This is a genomic window from Falsiroseomonas algicola (genome assembly GCF_011040385.1).
Taxonomy (GTDB): Bacteria; Pseudomonadota; Alphaproteobacteria; order Acetobacterales; family Acetobacteraceae; genus Falsiroseomonas; species Falsiroseomonas algicola.
In genome coordinates this window covers 1,055,122-1,069,615 of record NZ_JAAIKB010000001.1, presented here as the reverse complement: position 1 = coordinate 1,069,615, position 14,494 = coordinate 1,055,122, and the positions used below count along the sequence as shown (strand labels likewise).

At 71.9% G+C, this 14,494-nt stretch carries 16 protein-coding genes; 10 read left to right on the top strand and 6 right to left on the bottom strand.

The window, feature by feature from the left end; all coding sequences use genetic code 11:
* Window positions 1–108 precede the first annotated feature (108 nt).
* From gltA to G3576_RS05155, 4 genes are all read right to left on the bottom strand, one after another.
* Window positions 109–1,416 (bottom strand): citrate synthase, encoded by a 1,308-nt coding sequence (gene gltA, locus G3576_RS05170; RefSeq protein ID WP_164693216.1) that lies wholly within the window; start codon window positions 1,414–1,416, stop codon window positions 109–111.
* 210 nt (window positions 1,417–1,626) lie between these two features.
* The gene (locus tag G3576_RS05165) at window positions 1,627–2,127 is read right to left on the bottom strand and encodes a thermonuclease family protein (protein WP_164693215.1); all 501 of its coding nucleotides are present in this window, start codon (window positions 2,125–2,127) and stop codon (window positions 1,627–1,629) included.
* Between the two features lie 165 nt (window positions 2,128–2,292).
* Window positions 2,293–3,717: a CYTH and CHAD domain-containing protein gene (locus G3576_RS05160; RefSeq protein WP_164693214.1), complete on the bottom strand. Its 1,425-nt coding sequence runs from the start codon at window positions 3,715–3,717 to the stop codon at window positions 2,293–2,295.
* Window positions 3,718–3,727: 10 nt separating this feature from the next.
* Window positions 3,728–4,285 (bottom strand): SixA phosphatase family protein, encoded by a 558-nt coding sequence (locus G3576_RS05155; protein ID WP_164693213.1) that lies wholly within the window; start codon window positions 4,283–4,285, stop codon window positions 3,728–3,730.
* Between the two features lie 101 nt (window positions 4,286–4,386).
* On the opposite strand from G3576_RS05155, the gene G3576_RS05150 reads away from it, so the two are divergent.
* From G3576_RS05150 to G3576_RS05140, 3 genes are read left to right on the top strand one after another with little or no spacing between them, the layout of a single operon-like run.
* The gene (locus tag G3576_RS05150; protein WP_164693212.1) at window positions 4,387–5,109 is read left to right on the top strand and encodes an SDR family NAD(P)-dependent oxidoreductase; all 723 of its coding nucleotides are present in this window, start codon (window positions 4,387–4,389) and stop codon (window positions 5,107–5,109) included.
* The gene (locus G3576_RS05145; RefSeq protein ID WP_164693211.1) at window positions 5,109–5,720 is read left to right on the top strand and encodes a DUF6134 family protein; all 612 of its coding nucleotides are present in this window, start codon (window positions 5,109–5,111) and stop codon (window positions 5,718–5,720) included. Before G3576_RS05150 ends, G3576_RS05145 begins: the two co-directional genes overlap by 1 nt.
* On the top strand, window positions 5,717–7,357 hold the full coding sequence (locus G3576_RS05140; protein ID WP_164693210.1) for a cryptochrome/photolyase family protein: 1,641 nt from the start codon (window positions 5,717–5,719) through the stop codon (window positions 7,355–7,357). The genes G3576_RS05145 and G3576_RS05140 overlap by 4 nt, the downstream gene beginning before the upstream one ends.
* Here G3576_RS05140 and G3576_RS05135 read toward each other — a convergent pair.
* Window positions 7,251–7,709 carry a GNAT family N-acetyltransferase gene (locus G3576_RS05135; RefSeq protein ID WP_164693209.1) on the bottom strand — a complete coding sequence of 153 codons (459 nt, stop codon included), beginning with the start codon at window positions 7,707–7,709 and terminating at the stop codon, window positions 7,251–7,253. The genes G3576_RS05140 and G3576_RS05135 overlap by 107 nt on opposite strands.
* 44 nt (window positions 7,710–7,753) lie before the next feature.
* Window positions 7,754–9,622, bottom strand: a complete 1,869-nt coding sequence (locus tag G3576_RS05130) for a putative bifunctional diguanylate cyclase/phosphodiesterase (RefSeq protein ID WP_164693208.1) — start codon at window positions 9,620–9,622, stop codon at window positions 7,754–7,756.
* A gap of 155 nt (window positions 9,623–9,777) precedes the next feature.
* Here G3576_RS05130 and G3576_RS05125 point away from each other — a divergent pair, with 155 nt between their 5' ends.
* From G3576_RS05125 to tolR, 7 genes are read left to right on the top strand one after another with little or no spacing between them, the layout of a single operon-like run.
* A complete protein-coding gene (locus G3576_RS05125; RefSeq protein ID WP_164693207.1) occupies window positions 9,778–10,527 on the top strand; it encodes a YebC/PmpR family DNA-binding transcriptional regulator in 750 nt (249 codons plus the stop codon).
* An 18-nt stretch (window positions 10,528–10,545) separates the two neighbouring features.
* Window positions 10,546–11,070: a crossover junction endodeoxyribonuclease RuvC gene (gene ruvC / locus G3576_RS05120; protein ID WP_164693206.1), complete on the top strand. Its 525-nt coding sequence runs from the start codon at window positions 10,546–10,548 to the stop codon at window positions 11,068–11,070.
* Window positions 11,067–11,690, top strand: coding sequence for a Holliday junction branch migration protein RuvA (ruvA, locus tag G3576_RS05115; RefSeq protein WP_164693205.1), 624 nt, complete (start codon window positions 11,067–11,069; stop codon window positions 11,688–11,690). The genes ruvC and ruvA overlap by 4 nt, the downstream gene beginning before the upstream one ends.
* Window positions 11,687–12,739 (top strand): Holliday junction branch migration DNA helicase RuvB, encoded by a 1,053-nt coding sequence (ruvB, locus tag G3576_RS05110; RefSeq protein ID WP_164693204.1) that lies wholly within the window; start codon window positions 11,687–11,689, stop codon window positions 12,737–12,739. The genes ruvA and ruvB overlap by 4 nt, the downstream gene beginning before the upstream one ends.
* Window positions 12,739–13,164 (top strand): YbgC/FadM family acyl-CoA thioesterase, encoded by a 426-nt coding sequence (locus G3576_RS05105; RefSeq protein WP_164693203.1) that lies wholly within the window; start codon window positions 12,739–12,741, stop codon window positions 13,162–13,164. The genes ruvB and G3576_RS05105 overlap by 1 nt, the downstream gene beginning before the upstream one ends.
* 30 nt (window positions 13,165–13,194) lie before the next feature.
* Window positions 13,195–13,977: a protein TolQ gene (tolQ, locus tag G3576_RS05100; RefSeq protein ID WP_164693202.1), complete on the top strand. Its 783-nt coding sequence runs from the start codon at window positions 13,195–13,197 to the stop codon at window positions 13,975–13,977.
* A gap of 3 nt (window positions 13,978–13,980) precedes the next feature.
* Window positions 13,981–14,487: a protein TolR gene (tolR, locus tag G3576_RS05095; RefSeq protein ID WP_235951390.1), complete on the top strand. Its 507-nt coding sequence runs from the start codon at window positions 13,981–13,983 to the stop codon at window positions 14,485–14,487.
* Window positions 14,488–14,494 lie beyond the last annotated feature (7 nt).

The window sequence follows — 14,494 nt, the reverse complement described above, 5'->3', positions numbered from 1 at the left end:
GGCACGGACCGGCCCCTGCCCGAGGGGCCGGGAGGGCGCGGTGCGGACAAGGAAAACCCCGCCGGCGAGGCCGGCGGGGCGGGTTGGGCGCGGTCTGGGTAGCCGGGATCAGCCGCGGCTGGAAACCGGCACGTAGTCGCGCTGCGTCGGGCCCGTGTAGATCTGGCGCGGGCGGCCGATGCGCTGCGCCGGATCCTCCACCATCTCCTTCCACTGGGACACCCAGCCGACGGTGCGCGCCACGGCGAAGATCACCGTGAACATGCTGGTCGGGATGCCCATCGCCTTCAGGATGATGCCGGAATAGAAGTCGACGTTCGGGTAGAGCTTGCGGCTGACGAAGTACTCGTCCTCCAGCGCCACCTTCTCCAGCGCCATCGCCATGTCGAGCAGCGGCTCGTCCTTGATGCCGAGCTCGGCCAGCACCTCGTGGCAGGATTGCTGCATGATCTTCGCGCGGGGGTCGAAGTTCTTGTAGACCCGGTGGCCGAAGCCCATGAGCTTCACGCCGGAGTTCTTGTCCTTCACCTTCTCGATGAAGGCCGGGATGTTCTCCACGCTGCCGATCTCGGCCAGCATCTTCAGCACCGCCTCGTTCGCGCCGCCATGCGCCGGGCCCCAGAGGGCGGCGATGCCGGCGGCGATGCAGGCGAAGGGGTTCGCGCCGGTGGAGCCGGCCAGGCGGACGGTGGAGGTGGAGGCGTTCTGCTCATGGTCCGCATGCAGGACCAGGATGCGGTCCATCGCCTTCGCCAGGATGGGGGAGACGGTGTAGGGCTCCGCCGGGACCGAGTTCAGCATGTAGAGGAAGTTGGCGGCGTAGCTGAGGTCGTTGCGCGGATACACGAAGGGCTGGCCGAGCGCATACTTGTAGGCCATGGCGGCGATCGTCGGCACCTTGGCGATCAGGCGGAAGGCCGCGATCTCCCGCTGGCGCGGGTCGTTGATGTCGAGGTTGTCGTGGTAGAAGGCCGCCAGCGCGCCGACCACGCCGCACATCACCGCCATCGGGTGCGCATCGCGGCGGAAGCCGTCGAAGAAGCGGCGGATCTGCTCATGCACCATGGTGTGGTAGGTGACGCCCTTGCGGAATTCCGCGAGCTGCGCGGCGTTCGGCAGTTCGCCGTTCATCAGCAGGTAGCAGACCTCGATGAAGTCGGAGCTCTCGGCCAGCTGCTCGATCGGGTAGCCGCGGTAGAGGAGGACGCCCTCGTCGCCATCGATGTAGGTGATCTTGCTCTCGCAGCTCGCCGTCTCGCCATAGCCGGGGTCGAAGGTGAAGACGCCGAGATCGGCGTAGAGCTTGCGGATATCGACCACGTCCGGGCCGATGGAGCCCGAGAGGACCGGCAGCTTGGTGCTGCGGTTCGAGCCCTCGAGCGTGAAGGTGACGGACCCGTTGGGGGTTGTGGTCATATGATGCTTCCTCGCACTCGGGGTGGGTGCCGGGCCGCTTGCTCTCGGCACCGTTATGGTGCGGCGCAAGATAAGAGCGTGCCGCAGCGGTTGGCAACGTGGGGGGGTGTTCAAGCTTGCGGGGCCGGCCCGGGGGGGCAGTCCCTTCCGGACGTAGCTTGCGCCCGCGGCCGTTACCCCGGTGTTGCCGCCTTCGCCCTGGAGACGCCTTCAGTTACGGCGGCGCCAATCCTCGGGGCGGGTGAAGTTGCCGGCCCAGAGGCCGCGGCCGCTGGCGCGCGCCAGGGCTTCCCGCGCCAGCATGGCGGGATCGTCGCCATAGGCGAGTGCCCAGCCGGAGGAGACGAGGCCGGAGTTGAGATCGACGCCGCCGGCGGTGCAGGTGCCGAGGCCCCGGCCGAAGCGGTCCCGCCCGCTGACGGTGCAGAGGACGGAGCGGCCATTGACCAGGCGGGAGAGCGCCTCGGCCGCCGCCGCGCCGCAATCGAAGGCGAGGCCAGCGCCATCGGCGCAGGATTGGCCGCGTTCCGGCGCATCGATGGCGGCGAGGCGGAGCGTGCGGTCGCCGAGGCGGAGCGTGTCGCCATCCACGACCCGGACCTCGGCGGCCAGCGCCGACCAGTCCTGTTCGCGGGGGGCGGAGCCCATCAGGTCCGGCGGCAGGCCGACGCCGGAGAGCGCGCCGACGATGATCGCGCCGGCAATGGCCATGATCGGCGCCCGCCAGCGGCGCGGCGTCGGGGCGGGTCGGAACAGGCGGCGATGTCGGGTCACGGGGCCGTGAGTGAAATGAGGTGGGAGCAACGGGTAGCCCAGGAGGCAACGCGCGCGCAACCCATTCATTTATCTTCAATAATTGTAGGAAGAATCAGCAGTTCAGCCTTGATTCCAGAAGGGATCGGCCCCCAGCAGGGCATCCCATGCCTTGGCGGCGCGGCTGCGCGCCCGGCGGGACCGGGCCAGCACCCAGCCTTCCGCGACGCCGGTCGCCCAGTTTCCGCCGGGCGAGTCTGACAGTGGCGCGACCAGGGCGCGGGCCACGGCGGCGTCGTTGGCGAGGCCCATCTGTTCCTGCACGGCGGCCAGCCGTTCCAGGAAGCGCCGGCCGCGCTTGCGACCCCAGAGGGGCGCGAAGAGTTCAGCCAGGTAGCGCATCCGCTTGCCGTCGAGCCGCAGCGCATGGAATTCGGCGTCCGGCAGGTCCTCCATCGACCCGCCGGCGGCGGTGAGCTTCCGCCAGCGCTTCGCCAGCAGGCCGGCGGCGAAATCCTCCACCGGGCCGGGCCGGTCCACCAGCCAAGGGCGGCCTTCGACCAGGGCGCAGAGGTCCCAGAGCAGGTGGCGGAATTCGGCGCCGGCGAGGTGCCGGGCCAGCGCCGCATAGGCGGCGTCGCGGCGGAAGCGCGCCGCTTCGAGCAGGGCTGCGATGCGCGGATCCTCCGGCAGGGCGCCGGCGAGTTCGGCGCCGAGCCCGCCCAGGAAGACATCCCAGTCCCGTGCCGGGCCGAGCAGCGTGGCCAGCGCCTTCAGCCGCCGGTCGGCATCCCGCAGCGCCGGCCCATCCACGGCCGGGCGGAAGGCACGGAGCGCGGAGCGGAGGCGCCGCAGCGCGACTCGCATCTGGTGGACGCCGGCGGGGTGCTGGCCGGCCGCCGCGATGGGGGCGTGCCAGGCGAGCACGCAGGCGAGGTGGCCGATGACGTGGCGGAGCGCATCCTCCACGGACAGGCCCGGCCCGAGCAGCGGCGCGCCGAGGCGGCGGGGGCGCAGCCCGGTGCCGGCACCGAGCGCGCGGGCTTCCTCGGCCAGGCTGGCCAGCGGTGGCAGCAGGGGGATGCTGGCGGCAAGGTCGCGCATGGTGGCGATGACGGCGTCCGCCGGGCCCGCGAGGAGAAGGCGGGCGACCGGCTTCTCGGCATCGCCGAGCCGGAGCGCGCCGCGGATCAAGGTGGCTTCCACGCCCTCGGCCAGGGCGACGGTGGCGCGGCGGCCGAGCAGCGCGGCGAGCACCTGGTCGGCGCTGGCGGGTGGATCGCCGGGCCCTGCTTCGACCGGGCTGGCCGGGTGGATCAGGGCGGTGGCGGGCGCGATGGCATGGACGAGCCGGGGCGGGCCGCCGCGTGGTTCCTCCAGCGCCAGGCCGTCATCGGCCAGGCGGCCCTCCGCCGTGTCGCGCCATTCCAGCAGCAGGGGGGCGGCGCGCGTCGGGCCCGCGCGGCGGGCTGCGAGGGCGGGGTGGCGGAGCAGGCGGGGGGCGAGGGCGGGGTCGAGCGCCGCCTCCCAGGTGATCGGCGACGCCATCGTCATCGGATCAGGCCGCGGGGTCCGAGGCATCGGCGGGCTCGGCGCCGGGGAGGTCGGCCGGGGAAAGCACGCGCAGCAGGCGGGCGCCGCCTGCTTCCAGCTGCCGCCAGGGCAGGGCGACCGCGAATTCGGTGAGCGTCCCGGTGGGGTAGCCGGCGGCCAGGCGGCGGACCAGGGGGCCATCGCCGGCCATGGCGGCAGCGCCGGCCAGCGCCATGGCGAGGTCATGCAGCCCCGGGTTGTGGCCGATGAGAAGGACGCTCCGTGCCGTCTCCCTGACGCCGCGCAGCACGTCCAGCAGCGAGGTCCAGGTGGTGAGGTAGAGATCGTCCATCGGCTCGATCAGGGGCGTGCCCTCGATCGGGGAGATGGCCTCCAGCGTCTGCAGCGTGCGGCGGGCGGAGGAGACGAGGACGATGTCGGGCGAGAGGCCCAGGTCGCGCATCGCCGCACCCATGCCCACCGCCGCGCGGCGGCCGCGCGCATTGAGCGGGCGGGCGTGGTCGGAAAGCCGCGGATCATCCCAGGAGGATTTCGCGTGGCGCAGCAGCAGCAATTGGCGCATGGCGCCATCCTGCCATGGCGGGGGCCCGCTGTCTCCCGTCCACCCTTTCCCTCGCCGGGGTGCTGCCCATCTGAGCGCGAACGAGAGCGGATATCGGGTGCATGACGGGTCAGGTGCTGGTCTTCGGGGCGACGGGTGGGATCGGGGCGGCGCTGGCGCGGCGGCTCTCGGCGCGGGGGGCGAGGCCCTTCCTGGTGGCCCGGGGGGAGGCGCGGCTGGCGGCGCTGGCGGCGGAACTCGGCGCCGGCCATGCGGTGGCGGATGTGACGGACCGCGCCCAGGTGGCGGCGGCGGTCGCGGCGGCGGGGTCGCCGCTGGCGGGGCTCGCCTTCTGCGTCGGCTCCATCGTGCTGAAGCCGCTGGCGCGGGTGACGGAGGCCGATCTGCTGGAGGCCTTCCGGCTGAACGCGGCGGCGCCGGCGCTGGCCGTGCAGGCGGCGGCGGGGGCGCTGGCGGCGGGTTGCGGATCGGTGGTGCTGTTCTCCTCCGTCGCGGCGCGGAAGGGGTTTGCGAATCACGTGGCGATCGGGGCGGCCAAGGCGGCGGTGGAGGGGCTGACCGTGTCGCTGGCCGCCGACCTCGCCCCCAAGGTACGGGTGAACTGCATCGCGCCGAGCCTGACGCGGACCGCGCTGGCGGAGCCGCTGACGAAGAGCCCGCAGATGGCGGAGGCGATCGCGAAGCAGCACCCGATCCCGCGCCTCGGCGAGGGCGATGACAGCGCGGCGCTGGCAGATTTCCTGCTGTCCGACGCCGCGGGCTGGATGACCGGACAGGTGATCGGCGTGGATGGCGGACGCGCGGCGCTGGCGGGGCGCGGGTGATGCGGCGGCGGGCGGCGCTGCTGCTGCCGGGGGCGCTTCTGGCCGCGATCCCGGCCCGCGCGGCGCCGGCGCCGATCGGCTTCCGGCTGATCCGCAACGGCACGGCCGTCGGCACGCATCAGGTGACCTTCCGCGATCTGGAAGGCGGGGTGCTGGAAGCGCGGAGCCTGGTGCAGGTGGCCGTCACGCTGGTCGGCATCACCGTCTATCGCTACCGGCATGAGACGGTGGAGAGCTGGCGGGGGGAGCGCCTGGTCGCGCTGACCTCCCGCATGGACCGCAACGGCACGGCGGGCTTCTGCGAGGCGCGGGCGGAAGGCGGGCAGTTGCTGCTGCGCGGCACGGCGGGGGAGGCCCGGCTGCCCGCGACGGCGGCGCCGTTGACCTGGTGGCGGCGCGCGACGCTGGCGGTGGATGGGCCGCTCTTCGACCCCCGGCAGGGGATGGTGGTGGCGCCGCAGCTGACGCGCAGCGCGCTGCCGGGCGGCGGGTTGCGCGTGGTGCTGGTGGGGGGCGAGGGCGCCGATATCGCCTATGACGGCGCCGGCAGCTGGGTGGGCTTCGCCACCACGGGCGAGGATGGCAGCGCCGTGCGGTACGAACGCGCGTGACGATCCTTCGCGTGGTGCTCGGGGACCAATGCTCCCGCGGGCTGTCGGCGCTGGAGGGGTTGGACCCTGCGCGCGACGTGTTGCTGATGGCGGAGGTGCGGTCCGAATGCACCTATGTGAAGCACCACAAGCAGAAGATCGCGCTGGTCCTCTCCGCCATGCGGCACTTCGCGGCGGAACTGCGCGAGGAAGGGATCACGGTTTCCTATTCGGCGCTGGATGACGCGGCGAACAGCCAGACCCTGGCCGGCGAGGTGGCGCGGATCGCGACGAAGGTCGGCGCTTCGCGGATCATCGTCACCCAGCCCGGGGAATGGCGGGTGCTGGAGGATATGCGGGGGTGGGAGCGCGCCACCGGGCTGCCGGTCGAGATCCGGGAGGATGGGCGGTTCATCTGCCCGATCGATCGCTTCCGCGCCTGGGCGGGGGACCGCAAGCAGCTGCGCATGGAGTTCTTCTACCGCGAGATGCGGCGGGAGACCGGGCTGCTGATGGAGGGACCGGACGAGCCGACCGGCGGCGCCTGGAACTTCGATGCGGAGAACCGCAAGCCGCTCGACCCTGGGGTTCGCCCGCCGCGGCCGCGCCGCTTCGCGCCGGATGCGGTGACGAAGCAGGTGATGGCGCTGGTGGAGCGGGAGTTTCCCGACCATTTCGGGACGCTCGAGGCCTTCGCCTGGCCGGTGACGGCGGCGCAGGCCGAGGCGGCGCTGGCGGATTTCGTCACGCACCGCCTGGCCCGCTTCGGCGACTTCCAGGACGCGATGGCGGAAGGCGAGCCGACGCTGTTCCACGCGCTGGTCGCGGCGGCGATGAATTGCGGGCTGCTGGATCCGATGGAGGCCTGCCGGGCGGCGGAGGCGGCGTATCGAAAAGGCCACGCGCCGCTGAATGCGGTGGAGGGCTTCATCCGCCAGATCCTGGGCTGGCGCGAATATGTCCGCGGCATCTACTGGCTGCGCATGCCGGCCTATCGGGACACCAACGCGCTGGGCGCCACGCGCAAGCTGCCCTGGTTCTACTGGTCGGGCGAGACGCGGATGGCCTGCCTGCGGGCGGCCATCACCCAGACAAGGGACCTGGCCTATGCCCACCACATCCAGCGGCTGATGGTGACGGGCAATTTCGCGCTGCTGGCCGGCATCGACCCGGCCGAGGTCAATGACTGGTACATGGTCGTCTATGCCGATGCCTATGAATGGGTGGAGCTGCCGAACACCCATGGCATGGCGCTGCATGCGGATGGGGGTGTCATGGCCTCCAAGCCCTATGCGGCGAGTGGGGCCTACATCAACCGGATGTCCGACCATTGCCGCGGCTGCGCCTATGACGTGAAGAAGGCGACAGGGAAGGGGGCCTGCCCCTTCAACTTCCTCTACTGGGATTTCGTCAGTCGCCACGCCGAGCGGTTCGGCCGCAATCCGCGCATGGCCATGCCGATCCGGACACTGATGAAAATGGCGCCGGAGAAGGTGGCGGCGATGAAGCAGGAGGCGGCTGCCTTCCTGGCGGGGCTGGAATCGGGCGCCGCTACCCCAGATCCCGGTGCATCAGCACGACAGGGGAGCCTCGATATTGCTCCTCCCCCGACCGCACCCAGCCGCGCGCCGCGTAGAAGGGCGCCTGGTCCGGGGTGAAGAGCCAGAGGCGGCGGACGCCTTGCGCGGCGGCGAGGCCCTCCACCGCCCGCACCAGCGCGGTCGCGACGCCCTGGCGACGCGCTTCGGGAGTGACGAGGACGGAGGCGAGCCAGGGGGCGAGGTCCGGGCGGCTCGGCAGGTCATCGGTGTCGAAGGTGGCGGTGCCGAGGGGGATGCCATCCTGCTCCGCCACCAGGGCGCAGGGGGCGGCGGGGCCGGTGGCCCGGCGGAGGAAGGCCTCCGTTGCCTCCAGGCTGTAGCCGCCGGCCGCCCACCATTGGGCATGCAGCCAGGCCGCGATGGTCGGGAGGTGCGGGGTTTCGGCGACGGGGCGGATCAGCAGGGTCATGGCACCACCGTCGTAGCATGGCGGTGCCGCGCGGCGTGTGACCGTCAGGCGACCTGGCGGCGCTGGTCCTGGTGCTCCGCGGCGATCAGGGCACGGGCCTCCTCGGCGGGGACGGCGCGGCCATAGAGCCAGCCCTGGACCTGGTCGCAGCCTTCCTGCGCCAGCAGGCGGGCCTGGTCCTCCGTCTCCACCCCCTCCGCCACCACGGTCATGCCGAGGATGCGGCCGAGGCCCACGATGGTGGCGACGATGGCGGAGAGGCGGGGATCGTGGCCGAGGTCGCGGATGAAGGCGCGGTCGATCTTCAGCTTGCTGAAGGGGAAGCGCCAGAGATGCGCCAGGCTCGACCAGCCCGTGCCGAAATCATCCATGGCGATGGAGACGCCGAGGCCGCGAATGGCGCGGAGCAGGCGTTCGGTCTCCGCCTGGTCCTGCTGCAGCAGGCTTTCCGTGACTTCCAGTTCCAGGAGGTGCCCGGGCAGGCCTGTGGCGGCCAGGGCATCGGCAATGGTGGCGACCATCCCACCATGGCGGAACTGCGCCGGGGAGAGGTTGACGGCGACGCGCATCGGGGCGGGCCAGCGCGCGGCTTCGGCGCAGGCGGCGCGGAGCACCCAGGCGCCGAGCGGGATGATGAGGCCCGTGCGCTCCGCCAGCGGGATGAAGTCGCAGGGCGGGACCATGCCGCGCTCGGGGTGGTGCCAGCGCAGCAGCGCCTCGAACCCCACCAGCGCGTGGTCGCGCAGGCGGAACTGGGGCTGGTAGTGCAGCGTCAGCGCGCCATCGGCGATGGCGGCGCGCAGGTCGCGTTCCAGCTCCCGCTGGCGGCGCGCCTCCGCGTCCAGCGCGGGTTCGAAGCTGCGGATCGTGGCCTCGGGCTCCGACCGGGCGATGGCCAGCGCCTTTTCCGCGCGGTCGAGCAGCGTCTCCGCCTCCGCCCCGTCCTGCGGCGCGATGGCGAGGCCGATATCGGCCGTGACGGTGAGGGTGAGGCTGTCCGCGAGTGGGAGGGGCTCGGCGATGGCATCGGCCAGGCGGTCGGCAAGCCGCGCCGCCGCGGCGGGTTCGTGCAGCACGGATTGCACGATGGCGAAGCGGTCCCCGGCCAGGCGCGCCACCGTATCCTCCCGCCGCACCGCGCCGCAGAGCCGGGCGGCGATGAGGTGGAGCACGAGGTCGCCGGTGGCGTGGCCATGCGTCTCGTTCAGGTCGCGGAAGCGGCGGAGGTCGATGACGTGGACGCCGACCTGCCAGTCCTGCGACCGTGCCTGGGCGAGGGCGGCGTCGAGGCGCTCCCGGAACTCGGCATGGGTCGCGAGGCCGGTGGTGGCGTCATGCCGCCGGAGGAAATGGGCCTGCGCGACAGCGGAGCGTTCGCCCCGGCGGCGCAGCGCGACCCAGACGAGGATGGCGAAGGCGCCGCCGCCGAACATGGCGATCGCGCCTTCCGCCATGCGGACGGCGTCGCGGAAGACGGCGCGGCGCGGCGCCTGGTCCAGCACCGCCTCCAGCGTGCCCAGCTGCCCATCGGCATCGCGGAGCGCCGTGCGCGCGGCGATGGTGCCGGCGGAGAAGTCGGCGGCGCCGTCGCTGAGCAGGACGCGCCCATCGGTGCCGATCAGGCGGAATTGCAGCACATCGCCGCCGGCGCGGATGGCTTCGAGCGTGGCGAGGCCGGTGTCGGAGACGCCGCCGCCGCGCAGCATCGGCGCCAGGTCGGGGCTGCGGCGCAGCAGCTCCGCGCCCCAGCTTTCGACCCGGGCGCGGGCATCGGCGCGCAGCAGGCGTTCCGTCAACGCATTGCTCGCCAGCAGCGCCAGCGCCGTGACCAGCAGCGCCAGCATGGCCAGCAGCGCCGCAAGATGCGGGGCCGGGATGGGCGCGATCGGAGCCAGGCGGGCATGGCGGATCATGGCGCCATCATGCGCCGCATTCATGAACCAGCGGTTGCGTGGGGCCGGGATGGGCCGGCCGGGCTGCCTGGCCGATTTGCAGGCGGCGGGGGCAGGCCGGTATAGGGGCGCGGATGCGGGGGCGTTGACCCCCTGAGGACAGGGAATACGGGGCGATGGCCGGCCATTCGCACGCGAAGAACATCATGCACCGGAAGGCGGCGCAGGGGGCCAAGAAGGCGCGCGCCTTCGGCAAGCTGATCCGGGAAATCACCGTCTCCGCCAAGCAGGGCCTGCCCGACCCCGCCATGAACCCCCGGCTGCGCGCCGCGGTGAAGGCGGCGCTGACGGCCAACATGACGCGTGACACGATCGACCGCGCCATCAAGCGCGCCGCCGTCGGCGGGCCTGGTGAGGACTACCAGGAGGTCCGCTACGAGGGCTACGGCCCCTATGGCATCGCGGTCATCGTCGAAGCCCTGACCGACAACCGGAACCGCACGGGCGGCGACCTCCGCTCCATCTTCTCCAAGAATGGCGGCGCGCTGGGGGAGAGCAATTCGGTCGCCTTCCAGTTCGAGCGCAAGGGCGTGCTGCGCTATCCCGCCGCCGCCGGCAGCGCGGACGTCATGCTGGAAGCGGCGATCGAGGCCGGGGCCGAGGATGTCGAGAGCGGCGAGGAGGGGCACGAAGTGTCCTGCGCCGTCGAGGATTTCGCCGCCGTGCGCGACGCGCTCGAGGCCAGGTTCGGGACGGCGGAGGCGGCCAAGCTGGAATGGTGGCCCTCCACCACCATCGACCTGGACGAGGAGCGGGCGCGGGAGGTGCTGAAGCTGCTCGACCTGCTGGACGACCACGACGACGTGCAGAACGTCTATGCGAACTTCGAGGTCGATGCGGCCGCGATGGAACGCCTCAGCGCCTGAAACCGGCTAAAGGGGGTCATGGCCAACGCCCCGATTCGCATCCTCGGCCTTGACCCCGGCCTCCAGCACACGGGCTGGGGGCTGGTGGAGCATGACGGCTTCCGGCTGCGCTTCTGCGCGGAGGGGGTGGTGAGCACCAGCGCGGGGGAGGACCTGCCGGACCGGCTGCTGGCGCTGCATCGGGGCCTGGCGGCGGTGATCGCGGAGATGCAGCCGGATGAGGCGGCGGTGGAGCACACCTATGTCGCCCGCAACCCGGAAAGCGCGCTGAAGCTCGGCCAGGCGCGGGGCGTGGTGCTGCTGGCGCCGGCGCTGGCGGGGCTGCCGACGCGCGAATACGGCGCGATGGAGGTGAAGCGCGCCGTGGTCGGCAACGGGCATGCGGAGAAGGGGCAGGTGCAGGCGATGGTGAAGCAACTGCTGCCGGGTGTGACCTTCAAGCGGGCGGATGCGGCCGATGCGCTGGCCATCGCCATCTGCCATGCCCATCACCGCAGCACGCGGAACGCCTTCGCGCGCGCCGTGGCGAAGGCGGGGCGATGATCGGCTCGCTGAAGGGCTTCGTGGAGTCCGTCCATGAGGGCGGCTGCGTGCTGGACGTGGGCGGCGTCGGCTACCTCGTCCATTGCTCCCGCAAGACGCTGGACTGGCTGACGGCGCGGGAGGGGGTGCAGAAGCTGCTGGTGGAGACGCGGGTCAGCCAGGACGCCATCACCCTCTTCGGCTTCCTCGATGCGCAGGAGCGCGAGGCCTTCCTCGCATTGATCGAGGTGAAGACGGTCGGGCCACAGAAGGCGCTGGTGGTGCTCTCCGGCCTGACGCCGAACCAGCTGGCCCAGGCCATCGCCGCCAAGGAACGCAAGCGGCTGTCCGACGTGAAGGGCCTCGGCGCCGCCACCGCGACGCGGATCGTGGATGAGCCGGCGATGCAGAAATGGGCGATCGGCCGCGCCATGCCGGATGAGGATGGCGTCGGTGCCGTCGCCATCGCCGTCCCGGTGGTGGCGGGGGTGGAGGCGGATGCGGCCTCGGCGTTGACCAATCTCGGCTGGAAGCGGCCGGAGGCGGCGGCCGCGGTGGCGCGGGCGGCGAAGCGGCTGGGTGAGGGGGCCACGCTCAACACCCTGATCACCGAGGCCCTGAAGGACATGGCGCCGCGATGAGTGACGAGAGGCTGACGGCGGGGGCGCGGCAGGAGGAGGATGGGGCGGAAGGCTCGCTGCGTCCGCAGAATCTGCGGGAGTTCATCGGCCAGAAGACGCTGCGGGAGAACCTCGAGGTCTTCATCGGCGCCGCGCGGCAGCGGGCCGAGGCGATGGACCATGTGCTGCTGTTCGGGCCGCCGGGCCTCGGCAAGACGACGCTGGCGCAGATCGTGTCGCGGGAGCTGGGCGTGGGGTTCCGGGCGACCTCCGGGCCGATCCTGCAGAAATCGGGCGACCTGGCGGCAATCCTGACCAACCTCCAGCCGCGGGACGTGCTCTTCGTCGATGAGATCCACCGGCTGCAGCCCGCGATCGAGGAGACGCTCTATCCCGCCATGGAGGATTTCTGCCTCGACCTGATCATCGGGGAGGGGCCGGCGGCGCGAACGGTCAGGATCGACCTGCCGCCCTTCACGCTGGTGGGGGCGACGACGCGGGCGGGGCTGCTGACCCAGCCGCTGCGCGACCGCTTCGGCATCCCGCTGCGGCTGCAATTCTACACGGTGGACGAATTGCTGCTGATCGTGCGGCGGGGGGCGGAGAAGCTGGGCTTCGCGCTGGCGGATGACGGGGCGCTGGAGATCGCGAAGCGGTCGCGCGGCACGCCGCGCGTGGCCGGGCGGTTGCTCCGGCGCATCCGGGACTTCGCGCTGGTGACGGGCAAGGTGGCCGACCGCGTCATGGTGGATGGGGCGCTCGCGCGGCTGGAGGTCGATCACCTCGGCCTCGACGCGCAGGACCGCCGCTACCTCCGCCGCATCGCCGAACATCACAATGGCGGGCCCGTCGGCGTGGAGACGCTGGCCGCGGCGCTGGCGGAAAGCCGGGATACGCTGGAGGAGGTGATCGAGCCCTTCCTGATCCAGGAAGGGCTGGTGCTGCGCACGCCGCGCGGGCGGATGCTGGGGGAGCCGGGGTGGCGGCATCTCGGCATGGCGCCGCCTGCCTCGGTTTCGGCACAGCTCGACCTTCTGCGTGACATGCCCGCCCCGGACACTGACGCCTGATGGCAGCGCATCGTTACCCCCTTCGCGTCTATTTCGAGGACACCGATGCGGGGGGCGTGGCCTATCACGCCAACTACCTGAAATGGGCGGAGCGGGCGCGGACCGAATCCTTGCGCGCCATGCACTTGCCCCATGCGCTTATGATGGAGCGTTACGATGCGATGCTTGTGGTGCGCCGCATCGAAGTGGAGTATTCGGCCCCCGCCCGGCTCGATGACGCCCTGATCGTCGAGACCCGCCTGCACGCCATGGGCGCCGCCACCCTCGACCTCGAGCAGCTCGTGTTGCGGGAGGAAGAGGGGAAGGCGGTGCTGCTGGCGCGGCTGGCGGTCGGGCTGGTCTGCGTGCGTCCGGACGGATTGCGGCCGGTGCGCATCCCGGCGCCCTGGCGCGAAGCGCTGGGCGGGACGGCCACGCCGGATTAGGGGCGCGTAACGCGTCCGGACCTCGTCCGGATGGGATTTGGTGAAGGAGTTACGGCTTTGGGCAACGTCACCGCGCAGGCCCTGGCCCCCGTGGCGCACGACCTGTCGCTCTGGGCGCTGTTCCTGCAGGCGGACTGGGTGGTGAAGGGGGTGATGATCTCGCTCCTGCTCGCCTCCGTCTGGGTCTGGGCCATCGTGTTCGAGAAGATGACGGCGCTGCGCCGCGTGAACCGCGCGGCCGACGGCTTCGAGGACCGCTTCTGGTCGGGCGGGAGCCTGGAGGAGTTGTTCGCGAAGGAGGGCGAGGAGCCCGCCCATCCGCTGGCCGCCGTCTTCGGCGCGGCGATGCGCGAGTGGCGGCGATCCGCGGCCCGTAACCTCACCTCCGACCTGGCGGTGACGGGGCTGAAGGAGCGCGTCGAGCGCGCCATGGTGGTGGCGATGCAGCGGGAGATGGACCGGCTGGAGCGCTGGATGGTGTTCCTGGCGACGGTCGGCTCCGCCGCGCCCTTCATCGGCCTGTTCGGCACGGTCTGGGGCATCATGAACAGCTTCTCCGCCATCGCTGGCATGCAGAACACAAGCCTGGCCGTGGTGGCACCCGGCATCGCGGAAGCGCTGTTCGCGACCGCCATCGGCCTGATCGCCGCCATTCCCGCCACCATCGCCTACAACAAGCTGGCCACCGACCTGGCGCGCTTCGCCGGGCGGCTGGAAGCCTTCTCGGCCGAATTCGCCGCCATCCTGTCCCGCCAGTCGGAAGCGGCGGCGGAGCCGGCGCGTGGGCGGCAGCCCCAGACGGCGGGGAACTGAGCCATGGCGGGCGGCCTGATGGGCGGCCGGACCGGGGGGGGGCGCGGACGCCGCGGCACCTACCGGCCGATGAGCGAGATCAACGTGACGCCGCTGGTGGACGTCATGCTGGTGCTGCTGATCATCTTCATGGTGGCGGCGCCGATGATGACGGTGGGCGTGCCTGTGGACCTGCCGCGCACCAACGCCACGCCGCTGAACCAGGAACAGGAACCGCTCACCATCTCCGTCAACGCGGAAGGCCGCATCTTCCTGCAGGAGACGGAGGTGCAGATGGACGCGCTGGTGGCGCAGCTCCGCGCCATCCTGGCCTCGCAGCCGACCCAGCAGGGCCAGCCGGAACGCCGGATCTTCGTCCGCGGCGACCGCGCCATCAATTACGGCCGGGTGATGGAGGTGATGGGCACGGTGAACGCGGCGGGCTTCAGCCGCGTGGCGCTGCTGGCCGAACAGCCCGCCGGCGCCGCGCCGCGCCCGGCCCCCGCCCCGAACCGCCCGCAGGGGCGCTGAGAGGGAC